The organism is Bifidobacterium pullorum DSM 20433 (assembly GCF_000771405.1).
Classification (GTDB): Bacteria; Actinomycetota; Actinomycetes; order Actinomycetales; family Bifidobacteriaceae; genus Bifidobacterium; species Bifidobacterium pullorum.
The window spans coordinates 1-25951 of sequence record NZ_JDUI01000014.1 but is presented as its reverse complement, the minus strand read 5'-3'; the positions used below and the strand labels follow the sequence as shown (position 1 = coordinate 25951).

Annotated in this window: 23 protein-coding genes and 4 tRNA genes; 23 read left to right on the top strand and 4 right to left on the bottom strand. The window is 65.7% G+C overall.

All coding sequences use genetic code 11. From position 1 onward, the window contains the following. Window positions 1–10: 10 nt before the first annotated feature. The 11 genes from OU11_RS07755 (at window position 11) to OU11_RS07705 (ending at window position 13565) form a co-directional block, all read left to right on the top strand. On the top strand, window positions 11–712 hold the full coding sequence (locus tag OU11_RS07755) for a response regulator transcription factor (protein WP_033515896.1): 702 nt from the start codon (window positions 11–13) through the stop codon (window positions 710–712). 345 nt (window positions 713–1057) lie between these two features. Continuing rightward, a complete protein-coding gene (gene pstS / locus OU11_RS07750; RefSeq protein ID WP_033515894.1) occupies window positions 1058–2185 on the top strand; it encodes a phosphate ABC transporter substrate-binding protein PstS in 1128 nt (375 codons plus the stop codon). A gap of 161 nt (window positions 2186–2346) precedes the next feature. Beyond that, the gene (pstC, locus tag OU11_RS07745) at window positions 2347–3297 is read left to right on the top strand and encodes a phosphate ABC transporter permease subunit PstC (RefSeq protein ID WP_033515892.1); all 951 of its coding nucleotides are present in this window, start codon (window positions 2347–2349) and stop codon (window positions 3295–3297) included. Next, window positions 3294–4286 (top strand): phosphate ABC transporter permease PstA, encoded by a 993-nt coding sequence (gene pstA / locus OU11_RS07740; RefSeq protein WP_033515890.1) that lies wholly within the window; start codon window positions 3294–3296, stop codon window positions 4284–4286. The genes pstC and pstA overlap by 4 nt, the downstream gene beginning before the upstream one ends. Window positions 4287–4322: 36 nt before the next feature. Continuing rightward, window positions 4323–5102, top strand: coding sequence for a phosphate ABC transporter ATP-binding protein PstB (gene pstB, locus OU11_RS07735; RefSeq protein ID WP_033515888.1), 780 nt, complete (start codon window positions 4323–4325; stop codon window positions 5100–5102). 217 nt (window positions 5103–5319) lie between these two features. Next, entirely contained in the window at window positions 5320–6705 is a 1386-nt protein-coding gene (locus OU11_RS07730) for an NCS2 family permease (protein ID WP_033515886.1), read from the top strand. A 445-nt stretch (window positions 6706–7150) separates the two neighbouring features. Further along, window positions 7151–7672: a 50S ribosomal protein L10 gene (gene rplJ, locus OU11_RS07725; protein WP_033515884.1), complete on the top strand. Its 522-nt coding sequence runs from the start codon at window positions 7151–7153 to the stop codon at window positions 7670–7672. A 112-nt stretch (window positions 7673–7784) separates the two neighbouring features. After that, complete coding sequence (gene rplL, locus OU11_RS07720; protein ID WP_033505302.1) at window positions 7785–8168, top strand: 50S ribosomal protein L7/L12; 384 nt, start codon at window positions 7785–7787, stop codon at window positions 8166–8168. Window positions 8169–8425: 257 nt separating this feature from the next. Then, window positions 8426–9727 carry an FHA domain-containing protein gene (locus OU11_RS07715; protein ID WP_033515930.1) on the top strand — a complete coding sequence of 434 codons (1302 nt, stop codon included), beginning with the start codon at window positions 8426–8428 and terminating at the stop codon, window positions 9725–9727. Window positions 9728–9741: 14 nt separating this feature from the next. Beyond that, a complete protein-coding gene (locus tag OU11_RS07710; RefSeq protein ID WP_033515883.1) occupies window positions 9742–13362 on the top strand; it encodes a helicase in 3621 nt (1206 codons plus the stop codon). After that, complete coding sequence (locus tag OU11_RS07705; protein ID WP_033515882.1) at window positions 13359–13565, top strand: hypothetical protein; 207 nt, start codon at window positions 13359–13361, stop codon at window positions 13563–13565. The genes OU11_RS07710 and OU11_RS07705 overlap by 4 nt, the downstream gene beginning before the upstream one ends. 10 nt (window positions 13566–13575) lie before the next feature. On the opposite strand, the gene OU11_RS07700 is transcribed toward OU11_RS07705, so the two are convergent. Continuing rightward, entirely contained in the window at window positions 13576–14232 is a 657-nt protein-coding gene (locus OU11_RS07700; protein ID WP_033515881.1) for an SAF domain-containing protein, read from the bottom strand. 91 nt (window positions 14233–14323) lie between these two features. Beyond that, the gene (locus OU11_RS07695; RefSeq protein WP_033515879.1) at window positions 14324–14518 is read right to left on the bottom strand and encodes an FmdB family zinc ribbon protein; all 195 of its coding nucleotides are present in this window, start codon (window positions 14516–14518) and stop codon (window positions 14324–14326) included. 134 nt (window positions 14519–14652) lie between these two features. Between OU11_RS07695 and OU11_RS07690 the strand changes: the two genes are divergently transcribed. The 12 genes from OU11_RS07690 to dapC all read left to right on the top strand — a co-directional run bounded on the left by OU11_RS07690 (window position 14653) and on the right by dapC (window position 23834). After that, window positions 14653–15336 (top strand): GNAT family N-acetyltransferase, encoded by a 684-nt coding sequence (locus OU11_RS07690; RefSeq protein WP_033515877.1) that lies wholly within the window; start codon window positions 14653–14655, stop codon window positions 15334–15336. A 25-nt stretch (window positions 15337–15361) separates the two neighbouring features. Continuing rightward, a complete protein-coding gene (locus OU11_RS07685) occupies window positions 15362–16504 on the top strand; it encodes a hypothetical protein (RefSeq protein WP_033515875.1) in 1143 nt (380 codons plus the stop codon). A gap of 176 nt (window positions 16505–16680) precedes the next feature. Further along, window positions 16681–16974 (top strand): co-chaperone GroES, encoded by a 294-nt coding sequence (groES, locus tag OU11_RS07680; protein ID WP_033515873.1) that lies wholly within the window; start codon window positions 16681–16683, stop codon window positions 16972–16974. Between the two features lie 135 nt (window positions 16975–17109). Beyond that, window positions 17110–18189, top strand: coding sequence for a histidinol-phosphate transaminase (locus OU11_RS07675; protein WP_033515870.1), 1080 nt, complete (start codon window positions 17110–17112; stop codon window positions 18187–18189). A 245-nt stretch (window positions 18190–18434) separates the two neighbouring features. Further along, a tRNA-Tyr gene (locus tag OU11_RS07670) sits at window positions 18435–18516 on the top strand. Window position 18517: 1 nt separating this feature from the next. Further along, window positions 18518–18589: transfer RNA gene (locus OU11_RS07665), tRNA-Thr, on the top strand. A 4-nt stretch (window positions 18590–18593) separates the two neighbouring features. Further along, window positions 18594–18667: transfer RNA gene (locus OU11_RS07660), tRNA-Met, on the top strand. Between the two features lie 48 nt (window positions 18668–18715). Further along, window positions 18716–18886 carry a 50S ribosomal protein L33 gene (gene rpmG / locus OU11_RS07655; protein ID WP_003807891.1) on the top strand — a complete coding sequence of 57 codons (171 nt, stop codon included), beginning with the start codon at window positions 18716–18718 and terminating at the stop codon, window positions 18884–18886. Between the two features lie 61 nt (window positions 18887–18947). Next, complete coding sequence (locus OU11_RS07650) at window positions 18948–20282, top strand: UDP-N-acetylmuramate dehydrogenase (RefSeq protein WP_033515868.1); 1335 nt, start codon at window positions 18948–18950, stop codon at window positions 20280–20282. A gap of 200 nt (window positions 20283–20482) precedes the next feature. Then, window positions 20483–21967: an amino acid permease gene (locus OU11_RS07645; protein WP_033515928.1), complete on the top strand. Its 1485-nt coding sequence runs from the start codon at window positions 20483–20485 to the stop codon at window positions 21965–21967. Between the two features lie 185 nt (window positions 21968–22152). Further along, window positions 22153–22473: a ferredoxin gene (fdxA, locus tag OU11_RS07640; protein WP_033505282.1), complete on the top strand. Its 321-nt coding sequence runs from the start codon at window positions 22153–22155 to the stop codon at window positions 22471–22473. Window positions 22474–22703: 230 nt separating this feature from the next. Continuing rightward, window positions 22704–23834, top strand: a complete 1131-nt coding sequence (dapC, locus tag OU11_RS07635; protein ID WP_033515866.1) for a succinyldiaminopimelate transaminase — start codon at window positions 22704–22706, stop codon at window positions 23832–23834. On the opposite strand, the gene dinB is transcribed toward dapC, so the two are convergent. Beyond that, a complete protein-coding gene (dinB, locus tag OU11_RS07630) occupies window positions 23835–25109 on the bottom strand; it encodes a DNA polymerase IV (RefSeq protein WP_033515864.1) in 1275 nt (424 codons plus the stop codon). It abuts the gene before it with no gap. 106 nt (window positions 25110–25215) lie between these two features. After that, window positions 25216–25306: transfer RNA gene (locus OU11_RS07625), tRNA-Ser, on the bottom strand. Between the last annotated feature and the right edge of the window lie 645 nt (window positions 25307–25951).

Here is a 25951-nt window from a genome sequence, read left to right as displayed (position 1 = left end):
GGGACAATACATGACGCGCATCCTGATCGTGGAAGACGAGGAATCCTATCGCGAGCCGCTGGTCTACCAGCTCACGCGCGAAGGGTATGGCGTCTCGGCGGCGGCGACCGGTGAGGAGGGCTTGGAGCTGTTCACCAAGGGCGGCATCGACCTGGTGCTGCTCGACCTCATGCTGCCGGGCATCGACGGCATCGCGCTGTGCCGGCGCATCCGCGAACAGAGCCGCGTGCCGATCATCATGCTCACCGCCAAGAGCGCGGAGATCGACAAGGTGGTCGGCTTGGAGATCGGCGCCGACGACTATGTGACCAAGCCGTACTCGTTCCGCGAACTGCTGGCCCGCATCCGTGCCGTGCTGCGCCGCAACCAGCTCGCCGGCGAGGGGGCGGGGGCCGCGGATGACGACGTGCCGCTGGTCTGTGGCGACGTCTCGATGCTGGTGGGGCAGCATCAGGTCACCGTGCGCGGCGAGAACGTGTTCTTCCCGCTCAAGGAGTTCGAACTGCTCGAATACCTGATGCAGAACAAGGGGCGCGTGATGACGCGCCACCAGCTCATCGACCGCATCTGGGGCTCGGATTACGTGGGCGATACCAAGACGCTCGACGTGCACGTCAAGCGCGTGCGCGCCAAGATCGAGGAGGATCCGGCGCATCCGAAGTATCTGACCACCGTGCGTGGCCTCGGCTACAAGATCGCCGATCCCGAGTAGTCCCGTGAAGCCAATCGTGCGTGACGGCCCCTCATCATCATCGGGTGAGGGGCCGTCACGCGTATGGGGGGATGACGTGCAATCCGGACGGTCGCGCTGCCGTGGCGGCGTCGGCGTAGCCGCGGGCGGTACCGGAGCATCGGAACGACGCCATTGCGCGCCTCCGTGTGTAGCCTTGCCGGACGGCTACGTCATTCCCGGCGGCCGAGCTTGTCTAACTGTTCATCTTCCGTTCACCGATTTCGGTCATCGACTCGCGAAAACGCCCATAGGCTGGATAGTGCCATGAAGAAAAGCGCCGCGGCCGAGGGCCGCAGGCAAGAATCTGATAAGAGGGAACACATCATGCGCAAGAATCTTCTGACCCGCTCCATCGCCGTGCTCTCCGGCGTGGCCATGCTGACCGCCCTGGCCGCCTGCGGCGACAACACCGCCGCTCCGACCGGCGACAACGCGAGCAGCACCACCTCCGGCGAGGCCATCTCCGGCGAGTTCAAGGGTGCGGGCGCCTCCTCGCAGCAGGCCGCCGTTGAGGCTTGGGTCGCCGGCTTCCAGGGCACCAATCCGGATGCCAAGATCGGCTACGATCCGTCCGGCTCCGGCGCGGGCGTGAGCACCTTCCTGACCGGTGCCACCGCGTGGGCCGGCTCCGACGCCGCGTTGAGCGCCGACCAGATCGAGCAGTCCAAGAGCGTGTGCGCCAGCGGCACCGCGTTCGATATCCCGGTTTACATCTCCCCGATCGCCGTGGTGTTCAACCTGAAGGGTGTCTCGGACGAGGGCAAGCACGTGAACATGGACGCCGAGACGATCGCCAAGATCTTCGACGGCAAGATCACCACTTGGAACGATCCGGCCATTCAGGACCAGAACCCGGATCTCGAACTGCCGGCCACCCCGATCACCGTGGTGCACCGCTCCGACAAGTCCGGCACCACCCAGAACTTCGTCAGCTACTTCATCGACACCGTGCCGGACGCTTGGCCGTATGAGCTGAGCGAGAACTGGCCGAACGAGGTCGGTCAGGGCGCCAAGGGCACCTCGGGCGTGATCTCCACCGTGCAGCAGGCCGATGGCACCATCGGCTACGCCGATTTCTCCCAGGTCGGCGATCTGGGTACCGTGGCCGTCAAGGTCGGCGAGGAATATGTGGAGATCTCCGCCGAGGCCGGTTCCAAGGTCATCGACGACTCCGAGCTTGATTCCTCCGCCGAGGGCGAGAACCGCGTCGTGGTCAAGCTGAACCACAACACCTCCGCCGAAGGCGCCTACCCGATCGTGCTGGTCTCCTACGACATCGCCTGCCCGGCGTACGAGGATGCCGACACCGCCAAGTTCGTCAAGTCCTGGCTGACCTATGTGGTCAGCGAGGAAGGCCAGCAGACCGCCTCCCAGAACGCCGGCTCCGCGCCGCTGCCGGACTCGCTGCGCGAGACCGTGATGCAGTCCATCGACGCGATCGAAACCGAGTGACATAAGAATGGTTGCCGCTATGGTTAGACCCAGGTGACAACCATTCGCTTCAGCCCAGGGCCGCAGTCGCTATCGGCGGCTGCGGCTCGAAGCGAGTCAAACCACAATGCGGCGCGGGCCGCCGATATGTCCGGAGCCCGCCGCAGATTGAAGGAGAACCTGTGAGTTCACAAGTCAAATCGGCCGAACCGGCCGGTGGCAAGACCGCGGATAAGGTGTTCAAGGGCGTCGCCTACGCCTGCGGCATCCTGATTCTCGTGGTGCTCGCCGCCGTCGCCGTGTTCCTGCTGTTCCGCGCCTGGCCGCTGATCGGCGGCGACCAGCAGGCCAACAGCGAAACCATCTCCAACTTCACCGGCGGCAAGGCCAGCAACTTCTGGACCTACGTGGGTCCGCTGCTGTTCGGCACCGTGCTCGTCTCCGCGCTGTCGCTGATCATCGCGTTCTTCATCTCGATCGGCATCGCGCTGTTCATCTCCCATTACGCCCCCAAGAACCTGGCCACCGTGCTGAGCTACGTGGTCGACCTGCTCGCCGCCATCCCCTCCGTCATCTACGGTCTGTGGGGCGGCCTGGTGCTGGTCCCCGCCATCTTCCCGTTCTGGAATTGGGTGGCCACCTATCTGGGATGGATCCCGCTGTTCGCCGGCCCTGCCGCGAACCCGTCGCGCACCGTGGCCACCGTGTCGGTGGTGCTTGCCGTCATGATCCTGCCGATCATCACCTCGTTGTCGCGCGACATCTTCCTGCAGACCCCGCGTCTCCAGGAGGAGGCCGCCCTGGCCCTCGGCGCCACCCGCTGGGAGATGATCAAGCTCGCCGTCCTGCCGTTCGGCGCCTCCGGCATCGTCTCCGCCTCCATGCTCGGCCTGGGTCGCGCCCTCGGCGAGACCATGGCCGTGCTGATGATCCTGTCGCCGGGACTCAACTACTCGTTCAAGATCCTGCAGGCCTCGCAGAACCAGACGATCGCCGCCAACATCGCGGCCCAGTACCCCGAAGCCAACGACCTCGGCGTGTCCGTACTCATCGGCACCGGCCTGGTGCTGTTCGTGATCACCTTCGTGGTCAACTACGTGGGCCGTAAGATCACCGAGAAAGCGAGCGCATGATGACCGCAGCACAGAACACCCCCATGGATAAGGCCCCCGTCATCGACTTCGACAAGTTTAAGCCGACCCGCTCGTTCATCGCCGCGCGCAAGCGCAAGGACATGGCGATGCGCGTGCTCATCGCGCTGGCCTTCATCATCGCGCTGATCCCGCTGGTCTCGGTGCTGTGGACCACGATCGCCAACGGCATCAAGCGGTTCAACCTCGACTTCCTGAGCCACAACATGACCGGCGTGGTCGGCGGCAACCCGACCCCGTCCGGCGGCTACGGCGGCGTGCTCCACGCCATCATCGGCACGCTGGAGATCACGCTGGGCGCCATGGTCATCTCGATTCCGATCGGCCTGATGTGCGCCGTGTACTTGGTCGAGTACTCCAACCGCGGCAAGCTCGCCAAGTCGATCTCCCTGCTCGTCGACGTCATGAGCGGCATCCCGTCCATCGTGGCCGGTCTGTTCGCGTTCTCGATGTTCACGATCCTCATCGGCCCCGGCTCCACCAGCGGCTTCCAGGGCTCCGTGGCCCTCTCGCTGCTGATGCTGCCGACCGTGGTCAAATCCTGCGAGGAGATGCTCAAGATCGTCCCCGGCGATCTGCGCGAGGCCTCCTACGCGCTGGGTGTCACCAAGCAGCGTACGATCACCAAGATCGTGCTGCGCACCGCCCTGCCGGGCATCGTCTCCGGCGCCATCCTGGCCATCGCCCGCGTGGTCGGCGAGACCGCCCCGCTGCTGATGACCGCCGGCTACATCGTGAACACGAACTTCAACCTGTTCGGCGGACAGATGACCACCCTACCGGTGTACGTCTACCAGGAGTACAGCAAGCTCAACGCGAACTGCCCGGCCAGCGCCGACGCCAGCTGCGTGACCACCATCCCGATGGAACGCTCCTGGGCCGCAGCCCTGGCCCTGATCCTCATCGTGCTGATCCTGAACCTGATCGGCCGCATCGTGGCGAAGGTCTTCGCCGTCAAGACGGAACGGTAAGCCGTAACAAGCTGCCCTAGGAAATAAGGAAAAACAATGGGACAACGCATTGATGTCAACCATCTGAACATCTATTACGGCGACTTCCTGGCCGTCGAGGATGTCAACCTGAACATCGAGCCGAACAAGGTCACCGCCTTCATCGGCCCGTCCGGCTGCGGCAAGTCGACTGTGCTGCGCACGCTCGACCGCATGCACGAGATCATCCCCGGCGCCCACGTCAAGGGCGAGGTGCTGCTCGAAGGCCGCAACCTGTACGCCAAGGACGTCGACCCGGTCGAGGTCCGCCGCGACGTCGGCATGGTCTTCCAGCGCCCGAACCCGTTCCCGACGATGTCCATCCGCGAGAACGTGCTCGCCGGCGTGCGCCTGAACAACCGCAAGATCTCCAAGTCCGACGCCGACGATCTGGTCGAGTGGGCCCTGCGCGGCGCCAACCTGTGGAACGAGGTCAAGGACCGTCTCGACAACCCGGGCATCGGCCTGTCCGGCGGCCAGCAGCAGCGTCTGTGCATCGCCCGCGCCGTGGCCGTGCACCCGCAGGTCCTGCTGATGGACGAGCCCTGCTCCGCTCTGGACCCGATCTCCACGCTGGCCGTGGAGGACCTGATCAACGAGCTGAAGAACGAGTACACGATCGTCATCGTGACCCACAACATGCAGCAGGCCGCCCGCATCGCCGACTACACCGGCTTCTTCAACCTGAAGGCCGTCGGCCAGCCGGGCCACCTGGAGTACTTCACCGATACCGCCACCATGTTCAACAACCCGCAGAACGAAGAGGCCGAGCGCTACGTCTCCGGCCGTTTCGGCTGATCGGCGCCCGCAACCAGGCTTGGGCGGCCGCATGGCCGTCCATGTTTGCCCAAACCGCCCTGTTCCCGCAGGGCGGTTTTTCTGTGTTATACCGCCTGACCCCGCCCGGTGCTATGGTGAAGCTCGTCCCGGGACGGTTCCCGGGGTGAGTCGCAGCAACCTCACGCGGGCTGGCTGCCCGCTCAAATCCAAGGAATCACAAGAAGAAGAGAGCACAATGGAGAAGTTCTTCCATTTGAAGGAGAACGGCACGACGGTCTCGACCGAAATCCTGGCCGGCCTGACCACGTTCTTCGCCATGGCGTACATCATCGTCGTCAACCCCCAGATCCTGAGCCAGACCGGCATGCCGTGGGGCGGCGTGTTCCTCGCCACCATCATCGCGGCGATCATCGGCACCCTGGTCATGGGCCTGTTCGCCAATGTTCCGTATGCCCAGGCCGCCGGCATGGGCCTGAACGCGTTCTTCACCTACACCGTCTGCTTCGGCCTGGGCTTCACCTGGCAGCAGACGCTGTGCATGGTGTTCCTGTGCGGCATCATCAACATCATCATCACGGTCACCAAGATCCGCAAGATGATCATCAAGTCCATCCCGCCGATGCTCCAGCATGCGATCGGCGGCGGCATCGGCCTGTTCGTGGCCTATGTCGGTATGCTGAACGTGGACCTCATCACCTTCACCCCGGACGCCGAGACCACTTCCGCCGTCGGCGCCACCCCGGGCCTGGCCACCTTCAACAACCCGGTGCTGTGGGTGTTCCTCATCGGCCTAGTGCTCGCCATCGCCTTCACCGTGCTCAAGGTCAAGGGCGGCCTGCTGCTGGCCATCGCCATCACCACCGTGGTCGGCATCCCGTTCGGCGTGACCTCGATGGCCGACTCCGTGTCGATCTCCGACACCTTCTCCCAGCTGCCGCAGACCTTCGGCGCGATCTTCTCCGCCGAAGGCTTCCCGGCTCTGTTCTCCGACCCGGCCAAGCTCCCGCTCGTGCTCGTGACGATCTTCGCGTTCTCGATGTCCGACACCTTCGACACCATCGGCACGTTCATCGGCACCGGCCGCCGCACCGGCATCTTCTCCGAGGAGGACGAGCAGTCGCTCGAGTCCGGCCACGGCTTCAGCTCCAAGATGGACAAGGCCCTGTTCGCCGACTCGATCGCCACCTCCATCGGCGCGATCTGCGGCACCTCGAACACCACCACCTACGTCGAGTCCGCCGCCGGCATCGGCGCGGGCGGCCGCACCGGTCTAACCTCCGTGGTCGTGGCGGCCTGCTTCGCGATCTCCGCGTTCCTGTCCCCGGTGATCTCCGCCGTGCCGTCCGCCGCCACCGCCGGTGTGCTGGTGATCGTCGGCTGCATGATGGCCTCGAGCCTCAAGGAGATCGACTGGTCGGAAATCTCCGAGGCGATCCCGGCGTTCTTCGCCGCCGTGTTCATGGCCTTCTCCTACTCGATCAGCTACGGCATCGCCGGCGGCTTCATCACCTACTGCATCGTGATGAGCTGCAAGGGCAAGGCCAAGGATGTGCACCCGGTGATCTGGACGGTCGCCGTGCTGTTCGTCCTCGACTTCATCCTGCAGGCCGTGCTCGTCTGAGCCCGGCATGCCTGTGGCCCCGTGGCGGGAATCGTCCCGTTGCGGGGCCTTTGCGTTGTGGCTGCGCTGGCCTTCGCGTGATGATGGGCAAAGGGTGGCGCGGGTGCCGTCTGGCGTCGTCACAACCGCAACCAGAACATGTCGCAGTGCCGCCCCCCAGCGGGCGCGACACGCCCGGGTTGCGCGCTGTCGCCGCTCCCGGGTACATTAACAGACTTGTAAACCACAGACCGTTGGTTGGAGTGCGCGCAAGCGGATTCCCGAAGTTTGGTTCGCCAAGCCAGCGCAGGTTGAGAGATATCGGCCCGCAAGGGTCACGCAAGTGAGCTTGCGGATGGTTATTGCTCTGCCTGTGCGCAGGGCTTTTTTGTTGCCTGAACGGCACAAGCCCCGGCAAATGCGTTCCGGACCGGACAAGTCAACGGCCGACTTAGGAAGGAACGCCATGAAGAGGCCCGAAAAGGAAGCGGTGGTCGCGCAGCTTACGGAGCAGTTCCGTAACGCTGACGCCGTCTACCTGACCGAGTACCGCGGGCTTACCGTTCCGCAGATCTCCGATCTGCGCGAAAAGCTAGGCCGCGATACTTCCTACACCGTGGCTAAGAACACGCTGGCTCGCATCGCCGCCAAGGAAGCAGGCATCGAGGGCCTCGACGAGATTCTCGCCGGCCCGACCGCCATCACCTTCGTGAAGGGTGACTTCATTGAGGCTGCGAAGATCATCCGTGACTTCGCCAAGGAAAACAAGGCCCTGGTCATCAAGGGTGCCGCCGCTGACGGCACTGTCTACGATGCCGAGGGTGCTGTGAAGCTGGCGGATCTCAAGTCCCGCCCGCAGCTGCTCGCCGAGTTCGCCGGCGACGTCAAGGCTACGATGGCCAAGGCCGCGTACCTGTTCAACGCCCTGCCGACCAAGGCCGTGCGTACGATCGACGCGCTTCGCGAGAAGCAGGAGAAGGCTGCCTGATTCACCTGCGGCTCGCCGCATGAATCACCACGCTTCAACAACTGAAAAACAACAAGGTTTATTCGGTGGCGGGTTCCACTTCACCGCCGCCAAGTATTGAAAGGAAGCCATTATGGCTAAGTACACCAATGAAGAGCTGCTCGAGGCTTTCGGTGAGATGACCCTGGTCGAGCTCTCCGAGTTCGTCAAGGCCTTCGAGGAGAAGTTCGACGTCGAGGCTGCCGCTCCGGCCGCCGTCGCCGTTGCCGCCGCTCCGGGCGCCGCTGCCCCGGCCGAGGAGGAGAAGGATGAGTTCGACGTCATCCTGTCCGCCGTCGGCGACAAGAAGATCCAGGTCATCAAGGCCGTGCGTGCCATCACCTCCCTGGGCCTGGCCGAGGCCAAGGCTCTCGTGGACGGCGCTCCGAAGCCGGTTCTCGAGAAGGCCAAGAAGGAAGACGCCGAGAAGGCCAAGGCTCAGCTGGAAGAGGCTGGCGCCACCGTCGAGCTCAAGTGATTTGCGCGGTCGCAGACCGCAACATTTCACATGGTGTGACCCCGTTCGCATGCTGTATGCGGCGGGGTCCGCTCGTATCCGGGCCGGGCGCGCCGCACGCGCGGATGGAACCGTCCGCTTGGGGTATCTACAATGGACGGAAGTTGTTAATGATGGGCCGATAATCCGCCACGGCGCGGTGAAGCATGACACAATGGCAGATAGTGTGGCCACGTGTGTCTTGGCGAAAGGAAGGCGAACCGGTGAACGACGGAACGATGCAGCAGTGGGTGATCAGCGTCAATGGCGCCGAAGTCGGGCACCTCGAATGCTCGCAGAGCGTGGAGATCGGACGCAAGCCCCTGCGTCCCCTCGCCGACGATGGCATGTCCCGGTTGGAGATACCGGACGACACCCGGTCGATGTCCAAGCGTCACGCGGTGTTCAGCGTGTCCGAGAACGGTTCCGCGAGTCTGCGCGACCTCGGTTCCACGAACGGTACATACGTGGTGCGTGAGGATGGCGAGCTGATGCGCCTGCCGGAGAACGTGGAGTTCCTGCTGCCCGGTTCGCCGGCGCGCATGCAGTTCGGTGACGTGCCGGTGGTCTTCACGAGGACCGAGTCGCCGGCGGAGAGCGAATCCGCCTCCGCCGTGCCGGACCTGTTCGACTATGTTGTGGGCGAGGTGCATCAGGAGCCCGACGCGGCCGATATGTCCGTCGACGATATCCTGAACCTGCGGGCCGGGGAACCGACCACCATGTTCCGCGCCGACCGTGTGCGTGACCGCGCGCACGAGCTGGACGTCGCGCAGTATCAGGCGTTCCGTCCGGCGGCGATGGACGAGGCCGTGCCGTTGGCGATCTCGCCCGAGACTCCGGAGGACGAAGCCCCCCGCGATCTGTTCGTGGACGCGCAGAACGTGGAGGAACCCGAAGCCGACGACGTCGAGCCCCAAGGCCAGGAGCGCGCCGTGACCGATTCCGTGTGGGATCTGACCGACATCCGGAACGAGACCGCCAGGGATGATGACGGGCAGGCCGAGCCCGCGCAGGACGGCGAAGCCGTGGAAGAGGCCGGGCAGATGCCTGCGCAGGCGCTGCCGGACGTGCAGGATCCGCAGCCGTCCGCTGACGGCGAGGCCGCGCGGGACAGCGCCCCGCTGGTGTTCACCGCGATGACCGCCACCGAACCCGCCACCGAGCAGACGATGGAGGACGGGCCGGAGGCGGACGAATCGTCCGAGGCGGAGGTCTCCGCCGAACAGTCCGACGAGGCGTACACGCCCGCCTTCGAACCGGGGTCCGTGTTCGAACGGGTGTCGCAGGGGGGATTCGCCCAGGCCGAGCAGTCCGTGGAGGTCGACGGCCTGACCTCGGACGAGGCCAAGCGGACGGGGGACTTCACCGTGCAGTTCGAGATGGCGCGGCATCCGCAGCTGCTGCCGTTCCTGGCGATGAACCCGTCCCTGTACGACGATCTGTATGCGTGGCTTGCCGCGCAGGGCAACAGCGACATCGATGCGGCCCTGGAGCGCAACGAAGGTTATCAGGAATACCGTAAAGCGGTAGGGAAGTGAGAGAGGGAACAGTCATGAGCGAGAATACGTCGCAGACCGGCGTGGCGCTGGAGCGGTTACGCCTGTGGCGGGAACGGTTCCGCGAGAAGCTGGCGCCGTCGCCGTTGGAGGATGCCAACCAGCTGACCGCACGGCTCGACCTGACCCAGGCCCATCCCTCGGGCATCGCCAAGCTGTTCGCCAGCGGTCAGGTGTCGTTGGATTCCCTGTTCCGTGACGGCGGGCTGCTGCGTGCCGCGGGGCGCCGTCTGGAACGTGTGCTGGATGACCGCGCGGCCAAGGCGCGTGTCAGCGGCATGGCGGAACTGTCGCTGGTGGTGGGCATCGCCCTGTGGGAGGGCAAGCAGATGCCGGTGCTGCTGTACCCGGTCGAGGTCGAGCGTCACGGCGAGTCGGTGATCAAGGGGACCGTGATCCGTTTCACCGGGCGGGTTCATCTGAATTCCGCGTTCGTGCATGAGATGCAGGCCGGCGGCGTGCGCATCGACGAGAACGAGCTGTTCGACGGCTCCCATTACGCCACCGGTTCGCCGGAGACCTCCACGGTGTTCGCGGCGATCACGGACCTGGCCTCCCGCGCGTTCACCGACTTCGCCATCGAACGGCATATCGTGCTCGGCTGCTTCTTCGACCCCTCCACGCAGATGCTGCTGGAGAACCAGCGCATCATCGAACGGTGCGAGCAAGGGGCCACCGGCAACACGATCCTGGATGCGATCGCAGGCGACGAGGGCGCCGTCGAGGCGCTGCGCGGGGACAAGCTGCCGGAGTACAGCCCGTTCGACGGCGACCCCCATGCAGAGTTCGAGGCGGGCGACGTGGACAACACGACACGGTACGCCGCCGCGATGGCCGCGTCCGGCCATTCGCTGTTCCTGGACTGCGCGGCGGGCTCGAACACCGCCGAACAGGCCGTCGCCATCGCCTCGCGCTGCGTGATGAACGGCCGGTCGGTGCTGTACGTATCCTGCGTGGCCGACCAGAAGCGCCGCTTCATGCAGGCGATGCGCGCCAACGAACTGGACGCGCTGGCTCTGGATGTTTCGGAGTCGAACGCCAACGCCGCCATCGACCGTCAGCTGATCTCCGCCGTCGGGTTCCAGGCCGGTGTGGCCACCTCGCGATTCGACCAGCTTTCCGACGAGCTGGTGGGCGTGCGCTCGCGTCTGACCCGGTACCTGGGCGACCTGCACGGCGTCAACCAGGAGTGGGGCGTGTCCGCCTACCAGACCATCCAGAACCTGGCGGATATCGCCGAACTGCCGACCCACCCGGCCACGCGTGTGCGCCTGGCGCTGGATACGGCCCGTTCGCTGAAGGACCACCTGGACGAGTGGTCCGCCAAGCTGCGCCGCGCGGGTGAGCTCGGCGAATTCGTGACGGGTCCGGCGGATACGGCATGGTACCGGGCGTCGCTGTTCACCGAGGAGGAGGCGGTGACCGCCTATCAGCGGGTCAACGACGTGCTGCTCAAACTGCTGCCCGCCATGCGCGAGCAGGTGACCAGCGTGGTGCAGACCTGCGGATTCCCCGTGCCGAACACGGCCAACGAGTGGAGCCGCCAGGTCACCGTGCTGAAGAATCTGCGCCGGGTGCTGGATGTGTTCCAGCCGGAGATCTTCGAGCGCGACATCGACGCGATGATCGAGGCGAGCAAATCGAAGGCCGCACGCAAGGCCGAGGGCACGTCGTTGGGCTTCTGGGAGCGTCGTCGCCTGGTCAAGGAGGCCAAGAGCCTGCTGCGTGTCGGCGCGCAGGTGGAGAACCTGCACGACGCGCTGCAGGTGGTCGCCCGTCAGGCCGACCAGTGGCGCCTGTTCGTGCCGCATGGCGGCTGGCCGGTGCTGCCGCCGCATCTGGACGCCATCATCGAGACGCAGGAATCGCTGTCCGGCAACCTGACGGCGCTGAACACCGTGCTGAGCACCACGCCGCAGGGCGGCGAACTGGAGGCGTTGGACCTCAACCAGGTCGAGGAACGGCTCAAGGCGTTGTACGACGACCGTTTGGCATTGGATACGCTGCCGGAACGCAGCCGTTTGGAGCGTGATTTCCGGACCGTCGGGCTGAACGAGCTGGTCGCCGATTTCAACAACCGCCGCATCGACGTCAAGGCCGTGGACGGGGAGCTCCAGCTGGCCTGGTGGACCACGGTGTTCGAGGACATCGTCCGCTCGTCGGCGATCATCTCGAACCAGGACGGTCTGGCCATGCAGGCCGCCTCCGACCGGTTCACCCAGGTGGATATCGAGCATGTGCGCTCGATCGGCCCGATGGTGGCGCAGGAGTCGATGAGGCGGCTGTGCGACATGCTGTTCGCCCGCACCCAGGAGTCGAACCAGCTGCACACCACGCTGGCCGGCTCCCATAAGGTGCCGCTGAGCCGCATCCGCCGCGACCATCCCGAGATCCTGGCCGCCGCCAAGCCGGTGCTGGTGGCCACGCCGGCCGCGCTGACCATCGCCACCGATCCCGAACCGATCTCGGACGTGGTGCTGATCGACGCCGGCGCGCACATCCATCCCGTGGAGCTGCTGACGATCCTCAGCCGCGCCCGGCAGGTGGTCGTTCTGGCGCATTGCCCCACGATCAGCTGCGAGGGACTGACGATGCTGGCGGACATGCTGCCCCATGTCGAGACCCGGCCGCTGCCTTCCCGCAGGTCGCCTCAGCTGACCGCGCTGCTGGAACGCGAAGGCTACGGCACGTTGTCCTATGACGCGACCCGCGGCGATCAGCGGGGGCGGGTGCGGTTCCACCGCGTCGAGGCCAACGGCGTGCCGGTGCTGTCGAGCGGCCTGGTGGAGAGCAGCCAGCAGGAGATCGACGAGGTTGTGCGCCTGATCACCGAACGGGCCTCCGATTTCACGATCGTGCCGGCCGGCTACACACTGACCGTGGTGGCGCTGACCGAGTCGTTCCGCACGCGGCTGGGGGCCGAGCTGAAGTCCCTGGCGACCAAGAACAAGTCGATGGAGCGGTTCCTGCGCCATGTCCGACTCGTCGACATCCGTGAGGTCACCGGCGCCTACACCACGGACGTCATCCTGTCGATGAGCTACGCCAAGACGACGCATGGCCGACTGCTGCAGCAGTTCGGCGCCATCAGCACCGATGCCGGCAAGGGCATGCTGCTGGACGCGCTGGCGCTGACGAACCGCCATCTGGACATCGTCGCCGCGTTCGGCGCCGATGAGCTGGACGATGAGCGTCTTCACCAGCCCGGCCCCCAGCTGCTCAAGACGGTGCTGCAGTGGGCCGAGCATCTGGATCCCGAGGAGGAGACGCCCGAGGTGCTCTTCGGCGGCACCAACGTGCTGTTCAACGACCTGGCGGAGCGCATCCGCAACCGCGGCCTGGAGGTGGCGGTGAACTACGGGTTCAAGAAGGGCATCCGCATCCCGATGGTGGTGGGCCTGAAGAACCGTCCGTACGCGTTGGCGGTGCTGACCGACGACACCGGGTTCATGAGCATCCAGTCCACCCGTGAGCGCCACCGCGTGCTCATGCAGCAGATGCAGGGGTTGGGATGGTCGGTGATGACGGTCTGGAGTGTGGGCGCGTTCGTCAATCCGGATAAGGAAGTCGACCGTATCATCGCCCGTCTGGCCGAGCTGTATCGGGACGTGCGATGAGCGCGGAATACTCGGCGGAACGACGCACGCCGCGCCGTCACAAGCGCGTCGTGCGTCAGGGCACGGAACGCTTCGACGCCGACGGCGTCAAACTCGAACCGGGCGACATGCAGACCGAACGCCAGCGTGCCGCCGATGACGACAAACGCATCCTGGGCGAACTGCCTCCGCATTGGGCCGTGTTCGACACCCCGCGCAGGTAGTTCCCCGGTCTCACGCCGCCCCGGCGACGGCGACGATCATGCCCTGCTCCTGGATCCCCAGCAGGCGCAGCGCCTCGTCGGCCGGCAGCGCGAGCGGCATGAGCGCGGTCCCGGTCTCATCCTGCGAGGCCGGGCCCATGATGATCGCCCGCTCGGCCACAACGCACACATCGGCCGTGGTCCCGGCCCCGGATGCGCCGGTCGGGTCGGTCTGCCCGCACACCCCTGCCGCGGATAACCCCACCTTCTGCCCGACGATCAGCCCGGACCAACCGCCGGCGAGCCGGACATCGACCACGGTGTACCCGGGCGGGGCCACCGGCTGGTCGGCCACATGCTCCCGCAACAGCGGCGAACCGCGTGCGATGTCGGCCTGCGCCACCCGTCCCGTCGCCTCTTGTGCCGTCTCGAGCGCCCGTGCAAGCGGATCGGACACCGGTGCCTCACGGACCGCCACGGATTCGGCGCGAATCGTCTCGCCGCGGCGGATGTCCGCCACGGCCACCAGCACCGGGCGCGTGGCCACGGTGCCCAACACGCATTGCAGCGCGGCGAACACGGCCGTGCCCGCCAGCAGCGCGGCCAACAGCCGGCGGCAGCGCTCACGGAACCGTCGGCGGCGCAGGGTGTCTGCCGACTGCGACCAGATATGAAGAAAGCCCATCATGCTGTCATGATGGGCTCTGGCATGTCTCCGGCACAAGCCGGAGGCGGGGGTGTGGTCGAACGGTTCCGGTTATCCACACCGCCGCGTGTCGCTACTTCGACGACTTGGACGCGCCGTCGGTGCGGTAGAAGCCGCTGCCCTTGAATTCGATGGGCACGGCCGAATAGATCTTGCGCACTTGCTCCTGTCCGCATTCGGGGCAGACCGTGATCGGGTCGTCCTCGAACGACTGGTGCTCGGTGAAATCATAGGAGCAGTTCTTGCAACGGTAATGATAGGTAGGCAACGCTCATCCTCCACAGGTGTTCCACGGGTGCGGCTTACGGCCGACCCGTTCATATCCTAGTCGCCGCCCTGACAGCGCGTCCCGCGGTCACGCCGTCAGGCTCCGTGCGATTGCGCGTGTGGCAGAATGGAGCCGTGTCCGTGTTCCAGAAGGTACGTCAGAATCTCAGGCCGGTGTTGTCCGGCAACGCCATCCGCATGCCGCGGTATCTGTCCGCGCCGCCGGGGTGCCCGGACATCCGTTTGCGTCCGTTGAGGGCGGAGGATTCGTCCGAGTGGAACGAGGTGCGCTGGCGCAACGACGAATGGCTGTCGCCATGGGAATCGGGCGACCCGATGCACGGTCCGGGACTGACCTACAACGCGTGGATCGCCCAGTTGCGGCGCAACGAGCAGGCGGGCACAGGCGTGGTCTTCGCCATCGAACATGACGGGCGCATCGTCGGGCAGATCTCGATCGGCGCGATCTGCTACGGCGCGATGCGCACCGGCGTGGTCGGCTACTGGGTCGACCGCGACCGGATCGGCCACGGGTATGCGCCCGCCGCGGTGGGCGTGCTGGCCGACTGGGCGCTGACCGACCCGACCGGCCCCAGACTGCACCGGCTGGAGATCGCGGTCCTGCCGGAGAACGAGCGCTCGCTGGCGGTCGCTAGGAAAATCGGCGCGCGATACGAGGGGCGGCGCACCGCGTATATGTATGTGCGGGGGTGCTGGCGCGACCATGAGACGTTCGCGCTGCTGGCCGAGGACGCCGGCGACGGTTTCGCCCGCCGCATATCTGCCCGACACGCCCGGAACGATATGGAGCGAGTTTGAATAAAGTCCCCTATTCTTGTGGAATATGGGTTACGAATCGCTGAGCACCGTCGTCGTGCTGGTGGTCGTCGTACTCATCCTCGCCGTATGGCTGCCTCGCAGGACGGCCAACGGTATGAAACGTGTGATGGAACATCGCGGGGACCGATACTCCTCGTCGTTGCACCTGGTGGACGCGGACAGCGGGACGAAGTTCTCGGATGTGCGTACGCCGCAGGCGAAAGGGGCAATCATGCAGCCAACCCAGCCGCAGAGGACCACGGCGATGAACGAGCATATTGCGCAGGTGCGGCGGATGCGTCGTGCCGCGGCGCGGCGTCGCGCCATCATCGCGTCGGCGCTGCTGGCCGCCACGATCCTGGTGGCCGTGCTGGCGGTGGTGCTGCACTTCAGCCCCTGGTTCACGTTGATTCCGGCGGCGCTGCTGGCCGCGGTGGTGGCGCTGGGCGCCAACGCCGCCCGTCATGCCCGCGCCTGGGAGCGCAAGGTGGCCGAACGTCGCAAGAAGGGCGCAGGCCGTCCCGCCGGGCCGGCCGATCGCACCGTGCCGTCCGCCGTCCAAGCGTCCAAGGAGGAGCCCCGCAGGGTCGAGGCCGCGGACTTGCCGACGGAGTCGATGGCGCAGAGCGATATCCGTCGCGTCCTCGAGGAGGCGGAACGGGAGAAGGCCCGTGCCGAGGGCCGCCGCCATACCGACGTGGTGGACGTGGAGTCCGTGGTCGTCGAGGAGCGTGCCGATGCCGACGATCGGATTCTGAAGCAGGATGCCGCCGCCGTGGTGCCGGTGCAGGACGCGGTGGAGCAGCCGATGCCGCAGGACGATGCCGACGTCGAAACGGACCGGACGCAGGACGCCGCCGGTGCCCCGGATCTGATCTCCTTCTCGCTGGGTGCGCCCCGTGACGGCTATGACGCCGCGCCTGCCGCGCCGGAGAGCCTGGAGATCCGCTCGACCCGTCAGGTGGCCAAGGCCGTGCCGCAGACCCCGGCCGATGAGGACGGGGAGGACGTGACCGATGCCGTGGAGCCCGATCGGACCGTGACCGACGCGCAGGTCGAGCCCTCCTTCCACGAGGCTGAGGTCGTGTCCGAAGTGGACGCGCCGGCGGCGAGCGGCGACTCGCTGGGGACCGGTCTGGACGCCATTCTGGCGCGCCGTGGAGCCTGATCTCCGACACTGTTCACTCTCAGCGTTAGCACTCGAGTTGGCAGAGTGCTAATAATCGCGCTACGATGAGTCCTAGCGCGAAGGAACGGCGGCGCGAGTGATCGTCAGCCTCTCGTCCGGAGCTCCGTCGCGGAAGACCATATCGACTCTCTGAATCAAGAAAGAGGAGGTCCACAGTGTCGATCTCACTCACACCGTTGGAAGACAAGATCATCGTCAAGCAGGCCGAGGCCGAGACCCAGACCGCATCCGGTCTGTTCATCCCGGACAACGCCAAGGAGAAGCCGCAGCAGGGCGAAGTCCTGGCCGTCGGCCCGGGCCGTCGCGACGACAAGGGCGAGCGCATCCCGATGGACGTCAAGGTCGGCGACAAGGTCCTGTACTCCAAGTACGGCGGCACCGAGGTGCACTACGAGGGCGAGGACTACCTGATCGTCTCCTCGCGTGACCTGCTCGCCATCATCGGCTGAGCCGCGTCACCAACCGGAACTGCAAGGGACGCTCCGCTGCGGCGGGGCGTCCCTTTGTCCGTATCCGGGGCCGGTCGTCGCTCTTATGGCGAGAACGGACGTCGGCGTCGCCCGGGGCGGGACTAGGATGGTGCCATGACTTTCAAACATCGCAGCATCCTTGACACCATCCCCGGATACAAGCAGGGCAAGCCGGCGCCGGCCAAGCCCGGCCAGCGCACGTTCAAACTGTCCAGCAACGAGAACGCCTTCGAGCCCCTGCCCAGCGTGGCCCAGGCCATCACCGAGCAGGCCACCTGCCGCATGAACCGCTATCCGGACATGCGCGGCTGGGCCGTGGTCGAGCGGCTGGCCGAGCGCTACGGCGTGGAGGCGGAGAACGTCATGCTCGGCTGCGGGTCCACCGAGGTCATCACGATGCTCGTCAACCTGGTCGCCGGGCCGGGCGACGAGGTCGTCTATCCGTGGCGCAGCTTCGAGGCGTACCCGCTGATCGTGGCCGGCGCCGGCGCCGCCAGCGTGCAGGTGCCGAACCTGCCGGACGGATCGCACGACGTGGACGGGCTGATCGCGGCCGTCAACGAGCGCACCCGCCTGGTCATCGTCAACAACCCGAACAACCCCACCTCCACGTCGATCTCGGACGCGGACGCGCGCCGCATCATGCAGGCCGTGCCCTCCGACGTGCTCGTGCTGTTCGACGAGGCCTACATCCAGTTCAACACCGCCGCCGGCACGAGCGTGGCGATGGACCTGTTCCGCGAGTATCCGAACGTGGTCGTGGCCCACACCTTCTCGAAGGCGTACGGGCTGGCCGGTCTGCGCATCGGCTACGCCATCGCCCCCGCCGACGTGGTGGAGGGCATGAGCAAGGTGGCGCTGCCGTTCGGCGTGACCGAAACCGCGCAGGTGGCGGCCGTCGCGTCGCTGGACGCGCAGGACGAGCTCGACGAGCGCGTGAAGGCGATCATCGCCGAACGTGACCGTGTGGTGGCCGCGCTGCGCGGGCAGGGGTGGGAATTCCCGACCCCGTACGCGAACTATTTCTGGCTGCCGCTGGGGGAGCGCACCGACGAGTCCGCCGCCGCGTTCGTGGAGCGGGGCCTGTCGACCCGCGTGTTCCCCGGTGAGGGCATCCGCATCTCCATCGGCGAGCCCGAGGCCAACGACCTGGTCATCGAGGTCTGCGCGGAGCTCAAGGCTCGCGAGCTGTGACCCGACACGCCGAGGACGCCGTCCGGCATGCGCCGGTGGATGCCCCGACACCCGGAATCCGCCGGCGCGACACGCTGAACACACGGGGTGCGACACGCTGAAGGCAATATCCTGAAAAGGGCATTATTCCAAGGATTTCATGTGATGTGCCCCGATGCTTGGCGCGCGGACGACTTGCGGATTTCCTCAGGCTGTGCCATGATAGCCAAGTTGCCGGTTGAGGCCACGGTCGCTTGCGGTAACACGGCGGATTTCCCAAGCGGTCAAAGGGACCTGACTGTAAATCAGGCGCTTCGTGCTTCAGTGGTTCGAATCCACTATCCGCCACGCCTCGGTAGCTCAGTGGTAGAGCACTTCCTTGGTAAGGAAGAGGTCGTGAGTCCGATTCTCACCCGAGGCTCTCTGGCGGGGTAGCTCAGCTGGTTAGAGCGTACGACTCATAATCGTAAGGTCAAGAGTTCGAGTCTCTTCCTCGCTACAAGAGCCGGCAACCGCCGGCGAACAACGAACACAGAGGTGAATGACAATGGCAAGCAAGAGCGCCGACATCCGTCCGGGCATCACGCTGGCATGCACTGAGTGCAAGGAACGTAACTACATCACGACCAAGAACCGTCGTAACACGCCGGATCGCCTGGAGCTGAAGAAGTTCTGCTCCCGCTGCGGCAAGCAGACCGTGCATCGCGAGACCCGCTGAGCGCGTACAGACTTTCAAACCCGACCGATACGGTCGGGTTTTTTCGTATAGGATGACAGACATGACGACTTTTGCGGAACTCACCACCATCGGCGTGGGCGGCCCCATCGCCCGCTTCATCGAACCCACCACGCGCGTCGGCGTCATCGAGGCCGTCGAGGAGGCCGACGCCAAGGGCCTGCCCCTGTGCGTGATCGGCGGCGGCTCCAACATGCTGGTGTCCGACACGCCGTTCCCCGGTGTCGTGGTGCGTGACGCCCGCCGCGCCATCACCGTGCCGGACGAGGCCGCCCCCGTGGAAGGCGGCGACCGCACCGTGCACATCAACGCCGAGGCCGGCTGCAACTGGGATGATTTCGTGGCGTTCACGGTTGAGATGGGCCTGGAGGGCGTCGAGGGGCTGTCCGGCATCCCCGGCACGGTCGGCGCGTCCGTGGTGCAGAACATCGGCGCGTACGGCCAGGAGGTCGCCTCGTCCGTGGAATCTGTGGAGGCCTGGGACCGCAGGGACAAGCGCACCGTCGAACTGACGCCGGACGACCTGCGGTTCGGCTACCGCTCGTCGGCGCTCAAATCCAGCATGTATGCCGCGCCTGCGACGCCTGCCGCCGAGTTCTTCCCCACGCCCCGGTACGTGGTGCTTTCCGTCACGTTCGCGCTGCGGCACAGCGCCACCGGTACGGTCGGCTACGGCCAGCTCGCCAAGGCGCTCGGCGTACAGGTCGGCGACCGCATGGAGACCCGCGCCATCCGCAACGCCGTGCTCAAGGTGCGCGCCTCCAAGGGCATGCTGGAGGATGCGGGCCGATACCTGACCCCGGTCATGGACGGCACCAAGCGCGCCGACCAGGTGGCCGTCGCGCTGCGGGCGCAGTATGGCGACGTCGCTGATTCCCTCGCCGTGCCGGAAACCCCCGGATCGGACTCTGACACATCTGTCGCGGCGGAACGGCTTGTTTCCAACACCGCGGATACCGAACTTGTGTCACAGTCCACGGCGGCGTCTGCCGTGACCGTCGACTCGGGTATCGCGCCGGATTATGACCGTCACAGCTGCGGCAGCTTCTTCATGAACCCGATCCTGACCGCGGAACAGGCCGCCCGTCTGCCTGAGGACGCGCCGCGCTTCGACGCCGCGCTGCCCGATGGCACACCCGGTGTCAAGACCTCCGCCGCCTGGCTGATCGACCATGCGGGCTTCCACAAGGGGTTCAAGACCGCCGAGGACGCCAAGGCGGGCCTGTCCACCATGCATACGCTCGCCCTGACCAATCGCGGCGGCGCGCAGGCATCGGACGTGGCCGACCTCGCCCGAGCCGTACAGGACGGCGTCGAGGCCGCGTTCGGCGTGCGTCTGGTCCCCGAACCAGTGGTCGTCGGCATGGACCTGCGCTAACGATACGGACTCTGATCTATCGTGACCGTGATCTATCTCCAAAAGTGGCGGAATAAAGCCGTTTGGGGAGATAGATCAGAGTCACGATGTGTCAGAGTCCGTAGAGGCCGGGCGTGTCGGGGCAACGGGACACCGGGGGCACCACGGGTCTATACTGTCTCCCAGCGAGAAGAAGGACGATCAAAGGGGTGTCCCTGATGCTGCATCTATTCCGTACCAAATCCGTCGAGCAGACCATCGCCGAAACCGGCGAGGAGGGTCACGAGCTCAAACGCAATCTGAAATGGTGGGACCTGGCCATCATGGGCGTGGCCGTGGCGGTCGGTGCGGGCATCTTCTCCGTCGGCGCGCAGGCCGCGGCGTTCCATGCCGGCCCGGCCGTCATCATCAGCTTCATCATCGCCGGGGTGGTCTGCGGCGCCGCCGTCATGTGCTATGCCGAGTTCGCCTCGATGATTCCGGTCGCCGGGTCCGCCTACACGTTCACCTACACCACCGTGGGCGAGATCGTGGCCTGGATCATCGGATGGGACCTGATCCTGGAGATGCTCATGGCCGGATCGGTGATCTCGAAATACTGGGGCGTGTACCTCAACGATTTCTTCGACCTGATGGGCTGGGATTTCGACACGCATCTGGCGATCGGACCGTTCACCATCGACGTGGCGCCGGCGGTCATCGTCGCGTTCTTCACCACGCTGCTGGTGTTCGGCACCAAGCTGGGTGCGCGCGTCGACGGGGCGATGACCGTGCTCAAGATCGCCATCGTGCTGTTCGTGGTCATCGTCGGCTTCTTCTACGTCAAGGCCGAGAACTTCACGCCATTCATCCCGCCGAGCGAGCCGGCCACCTCGTCCGAGGCCGTGATGAACCAGCCCCTGTGGCAGTGGGTCACCGGCATGACCCCGTCGATCTACGGGGTGCCCGGCATCCTGTCCGGCGCGGCGCTCGTGTTCTTCGCGTTCCTGGGCTTCGACGTGGTCGCCACCGCATCCGAGGAGGCTGAGAACCCGAAGCGCAATGTGCCGCTCGGCATCGGCGTGGGTCTCGTGCTCGTGGTCGTGCTGTACATGCTCGTGGCCATCGTGACCACCGGCATGGTCTCCTACAAGGATCTGGCCGCGCAGCCGGACTCGTCGCTGGCCACCGCGTTCGAACTGGTCGGTGCCACCTGGGCGGCCAAGGTCATCAGCTTCGGCATCGTGCTGGGATTGGCCACCGTGATCATGGTGCTGCTGTTGGGTGTGACCCGCGTGGTGTTCGCCATGAGCCGCGACGGGCTGCTGCCGCGCGGCCTGAGCAACACCGGCAGGCACGGCACGCCGGTGGCCCTGCAGATCATCATGGGCGTGTTCATGGCCACCGTGGCCGCCTGCTTCGACATCTCGATGCTGTCCGACATGGTCAACATCGGCACGCTCTCCGCGTTCACGCTGGTGGCGATCTCCATCCCGATCATGCGCCGCCGCCGTCCGGACCTGCCGCGCGTGTTCCGCGTGCCGGGCAACCCGTGGGTGCCGATCCTCATCGCGCTCGCCAACCTGTGGCTGATGGTCAACCTGTCCGTGGTCACCTGGCTGCGCTTCGTGGTCTGGCTGGTGATCGGCTTCGCCATCTACTTCGGCTACGGCTACCGGCATGCGCTGCTCGGCAGGGGCGAGCTGGCGGATGCCGATGCGCGCTGAGTCCCGCATGGCCGCCGGCATGCCCCGTCTTCCGGTGTCCGGCGTAAGCTGGTGGCAATGACCACTACCGGACTGTGACACATCGTGACGCTGATGCAAGCACCATAATGGCGGTTTTCCAAGGTTGTTCTGCACAGTGTCAGGGTCACGAAGTGTCACAGTCACATATCAGCTGGAGGTAACCCATGCCGTACGTGATCGCGCAGCCCTGCGTGGACGTCAAGGACAAGGCCTGCGTGGACGAGTGCCCGGTCGACTGCATCTACGAGGGCGCCCGTTCCCTGTACATCAACCCGAACGAGTGCGTCGACTGCGGCGCCTGCGAGCCGGTGTGCCCCACCGAGGCGATCTTCTACGAGGACGATCTGCCGGAGGAATGGGCCTGGTACAAGGACGCCGCGGTGAGCTTCTTCGCCGAAGTGGGCGATCTGGGCGGTGCCAGCGCCGCCGGTCCGCTGGGCAAAGATCCCGAGCAGGTGGCCGCCCTGCCGCCGCAGAACGCCTGACATCGGCACGATCCGGCAGTCGATTCGCCCGGCTTGGCCCTTGACCCCGGCAGTCCCGTCGTTGAAGGCCGATGCCGAACGTCGATACCGATACCAGCCGTCTTGCATCGGCGTTGCCGCCGTTGTGTTGCCCTTTGGCCGTCGCGAGTGATCGCGGCGGCCTTCGTCGTATGCTGGAATGAGGGTTGTCGCCGTCCGCTGGCGTCGCCGCCGTCGAACAAAGGAGCGTCATGGGGTTCTACGAGTTTTTGTCGCCATACGATTGGTCCCGCATCGCCGAGTACAAGCGCACCGCGGCGTCCGTCCCGGGCGGCATGGTCGACCTGTCGGTCGGCTCGCCGGTCGATTCGGTGCCGCTGTCGGTTCGCGGCGCGCTGACGGCCACCTCGAACGATCCGAACGCCTACGGGTATCCGGCGACTGCCGGCACCGCGGAACTGCGTGCCGCAATCTCCGACTGGTTCCGTGACCGGCGCGGCGTCGACCTCGGTTCGATCAACGCGGGCATCGTGCCGACGGTAGGCTCCAAGGAGGCGGTGGCGTTGATGGCGTCGCTGCTGCACCTGGGCCCCGGCGACGTGGTGGTGCAGCCGCGCGTCTCCTACCCGACATACGAGATCGGCACCCAGTTGGCCGGTGCCACGGTGCTGAAGGTCGACGACATCTCCGACGTCTCGTCGTGGCGGAACGTGCCGAACGTCAAGGCCGTGTGGGTCAACTCGCCCTGCAACCCCACCGGGGAGACGCTGAGCGTGGAATGGCTGTATGAGATCGTTGCGGCCGCGCGTCAGATCGGCGCGGTGGTGCTTTCCGACGAATGCTATGCGATGCTGGATTGGCGCGGCGGGCGCGGCGACGCCGCTCCGTGCGCGCTGAACCCGCAGGTGTGCGAGGGGACCGCGAACGGCGTGCTGGTGCTGTATTCGCTGAGCAAGCAGTCGAATATGGCGGGCTACAGGGCCGCGTTCATCGCCGGCGACTACTCGTTGGTCTCCCGTATGACGGCCATCCGCAAGCAGATCGGGCAGATCATCCCCGGTCCGGTGCAGGCCGCGATGGCCGAGGCCCTGCGCGACACGGACTCGATGCGCGAACAGAAGTCGCGGTACGAGCGGCGTCTGACCGCGCTGGTCCAGGCGTTGCGGGCGTATGGATACGACGCCGAGATGCCGCAGGGCGCGCTGTACGTGTGGGTGAAGGCCCGCAGCGGCGACTGCTGGCAGGATATGGCCGACCTGGCGCAACTGGGCGTGGTGCCCAGCCCCGGAGAATTCTACGGGGCGCCGGATTGTCTGCGGTTCTCCGCCACCGCCACCGATGAGGCGATCGCCGACGCCTGCCGCCGGCTGCAGGCGGCCTGATCACAGGCCGATGCTCGCCGCGCCCTTGCCATACCGTTTGCGGATCGCGTCAAGCGCCTGTTCCGCGTCGCGTAGCCGCGAGGCGCGCGTCTCGCCCTTCGGTGCGTCATCCTGTTCCAGCAGGTCGTCGATCGACAGTTGGATCGGGGTCTGCTCCGCCTGCGCCAGACCGCTGGCGCTGGCCCCCGCCAGCCGTATCCGGCGGGGCAGCGGTGTATCCTCGCCGGCGTCGGGCGCAAGTCCCAGCATCTGCTTGAGCAGGGCGACCGATTGTGGATACAGCACGCTCGCCGCGTCGGTCGGGCGCTCCATGGTGTGGGCCTTGGTGCGGTAGGTCAGGTCGTCGAAGCGGAGCTTGACGGTGATCGTGCGGGCCACCAGCCCGCGCTTGCGCAGCGTGGAGGCCACTTCGTCGCAGCAGCGGCGCAGCAGGGCGCTGACCGTGCGCATGTCGGTGGTGTCTTCGGTGAACGTGCGTTCCGCGCCGATCGACTTCTCCGGCGTATACGGGGTGACCTCGCGCTCATCGATGCCGTGGGAGGCCAGCACCAGGCTGTGCGCCACCGTGGGCGAGCCTGTCGCCTGGGCGAGCGTGGTCTCGGGCGTGGCGGCCAGGTCGGCCACCGAGTTGATGCCCCACGCATTCAGATGCCGTTCCAGCGAGGGGCCGATGCCGGGAATGCCGCGCAACGGCATGATCTGCACGAACTCGGCGTGACGGGCCTTGGGAATCAGCAGCATGCCGTCCGGCTTGGCGTTGGTGGAGGCCATCTTGGCCACCAGCTTGTTGGCGGCGATACCCACCGAACAGGTCACATGGTAGCGTGCCGCCACCTGGGTGCGGATCCACGCGCCGATGGCGCTCGGCGAACTCCATTGCAGCAACGCCCCGGACACATCCATATAGCATTCGTCCACCGACACCTGTTCGATGCGGTCGGTGATCCGGCTGAACACCTCATCGAAGATACGACGCGACATCATCCGGTAATAGCGCATGTCCACGGGCAGAAACACGCCATCCGGGCACAGCTGACGGGCGCGGGCGCTCGCCATCGCCGAATTGATGCCGTAGCGGCGGGCCTCATAGCTGGCGGCCGAGACCACCGAACGCGGCCCGGTGCCGATGATGACCGGCTTGCCTTTGAGTTCCGGATGACGGGCGATCTCCAACGAGGCGTAGAAGGCGTCCATGTCGATATGCAGCACCGTGCAACCGGTCTCGTCATGACCCCAGTCGCGTTTCGCGGCCTCGACCCGTGGTGCTGTGCTCATGGTTCCATCCTACGGCGCGCGAAGCCGCGGGACCAGAGGCATCGAGTTTGCGGCATAGGGCCCGAGGCAAAACAAAAGGGTTCCGGGATGCTCCCGGAACCCTTGATGGCGGAGTCAGAGGGATTCGAACCCTCGAGCCGCAATCAGCGACTAACACCTTAGCAGGGTGCCCCTATCGGCCACTCAGGCATGACTCCTTTTATGTTATTGTGCTCCAGCGGAGCAACAGCAATCTACCATAGCACCCCGGATGGACTCAAGTCACCAAACCACGTTTCGTGTTTCCGCGGACGCCTGATGGCCGGCCGCTTCCGTGCGGCGGGTGCGTGGTCTGGGCACCCGGATGGGTGCTTGCGGGCGTTTGAAGCCGCCGGTGTGGTACGGAATCAATGGCAATCGATTGGGCCGGGTTTGTACCTCGAGGCTGTGGTACGGAATCAAGGGCAAACGATTGGGGTAGGTTTTGTACCTTGTGGTTGTGGTACAGAGTCCTGATATGGGCGGATGTGGCGTTCCGTACCGTACCACGGTGTGGTGGCTGTTTTGGGAAGGTTGATTTTCCGCGGTTTCCGATTCGTCCGGTTGCCTGTGGTACGGTACGGAATCCGGATGATGCCGTTTTCCGGCTTTAGTACCACGATGTTGTGGTACTGAGCTGTTCAAAGGCCCGTTTTGTCATTGTGTACCACGGTGGTACGGTACATAGTCGCTCAAACGAGCTCTAGTTCGTTGCGTACCGCGATGGTATGGTATGCGGTCGTCGGTGATTGTGCGCTTGACGTAGTCCTGCATCGTGTGTGCGGTCGGAGAGCGACGTTCGTCATAATGTTTGAGCGTGAAAT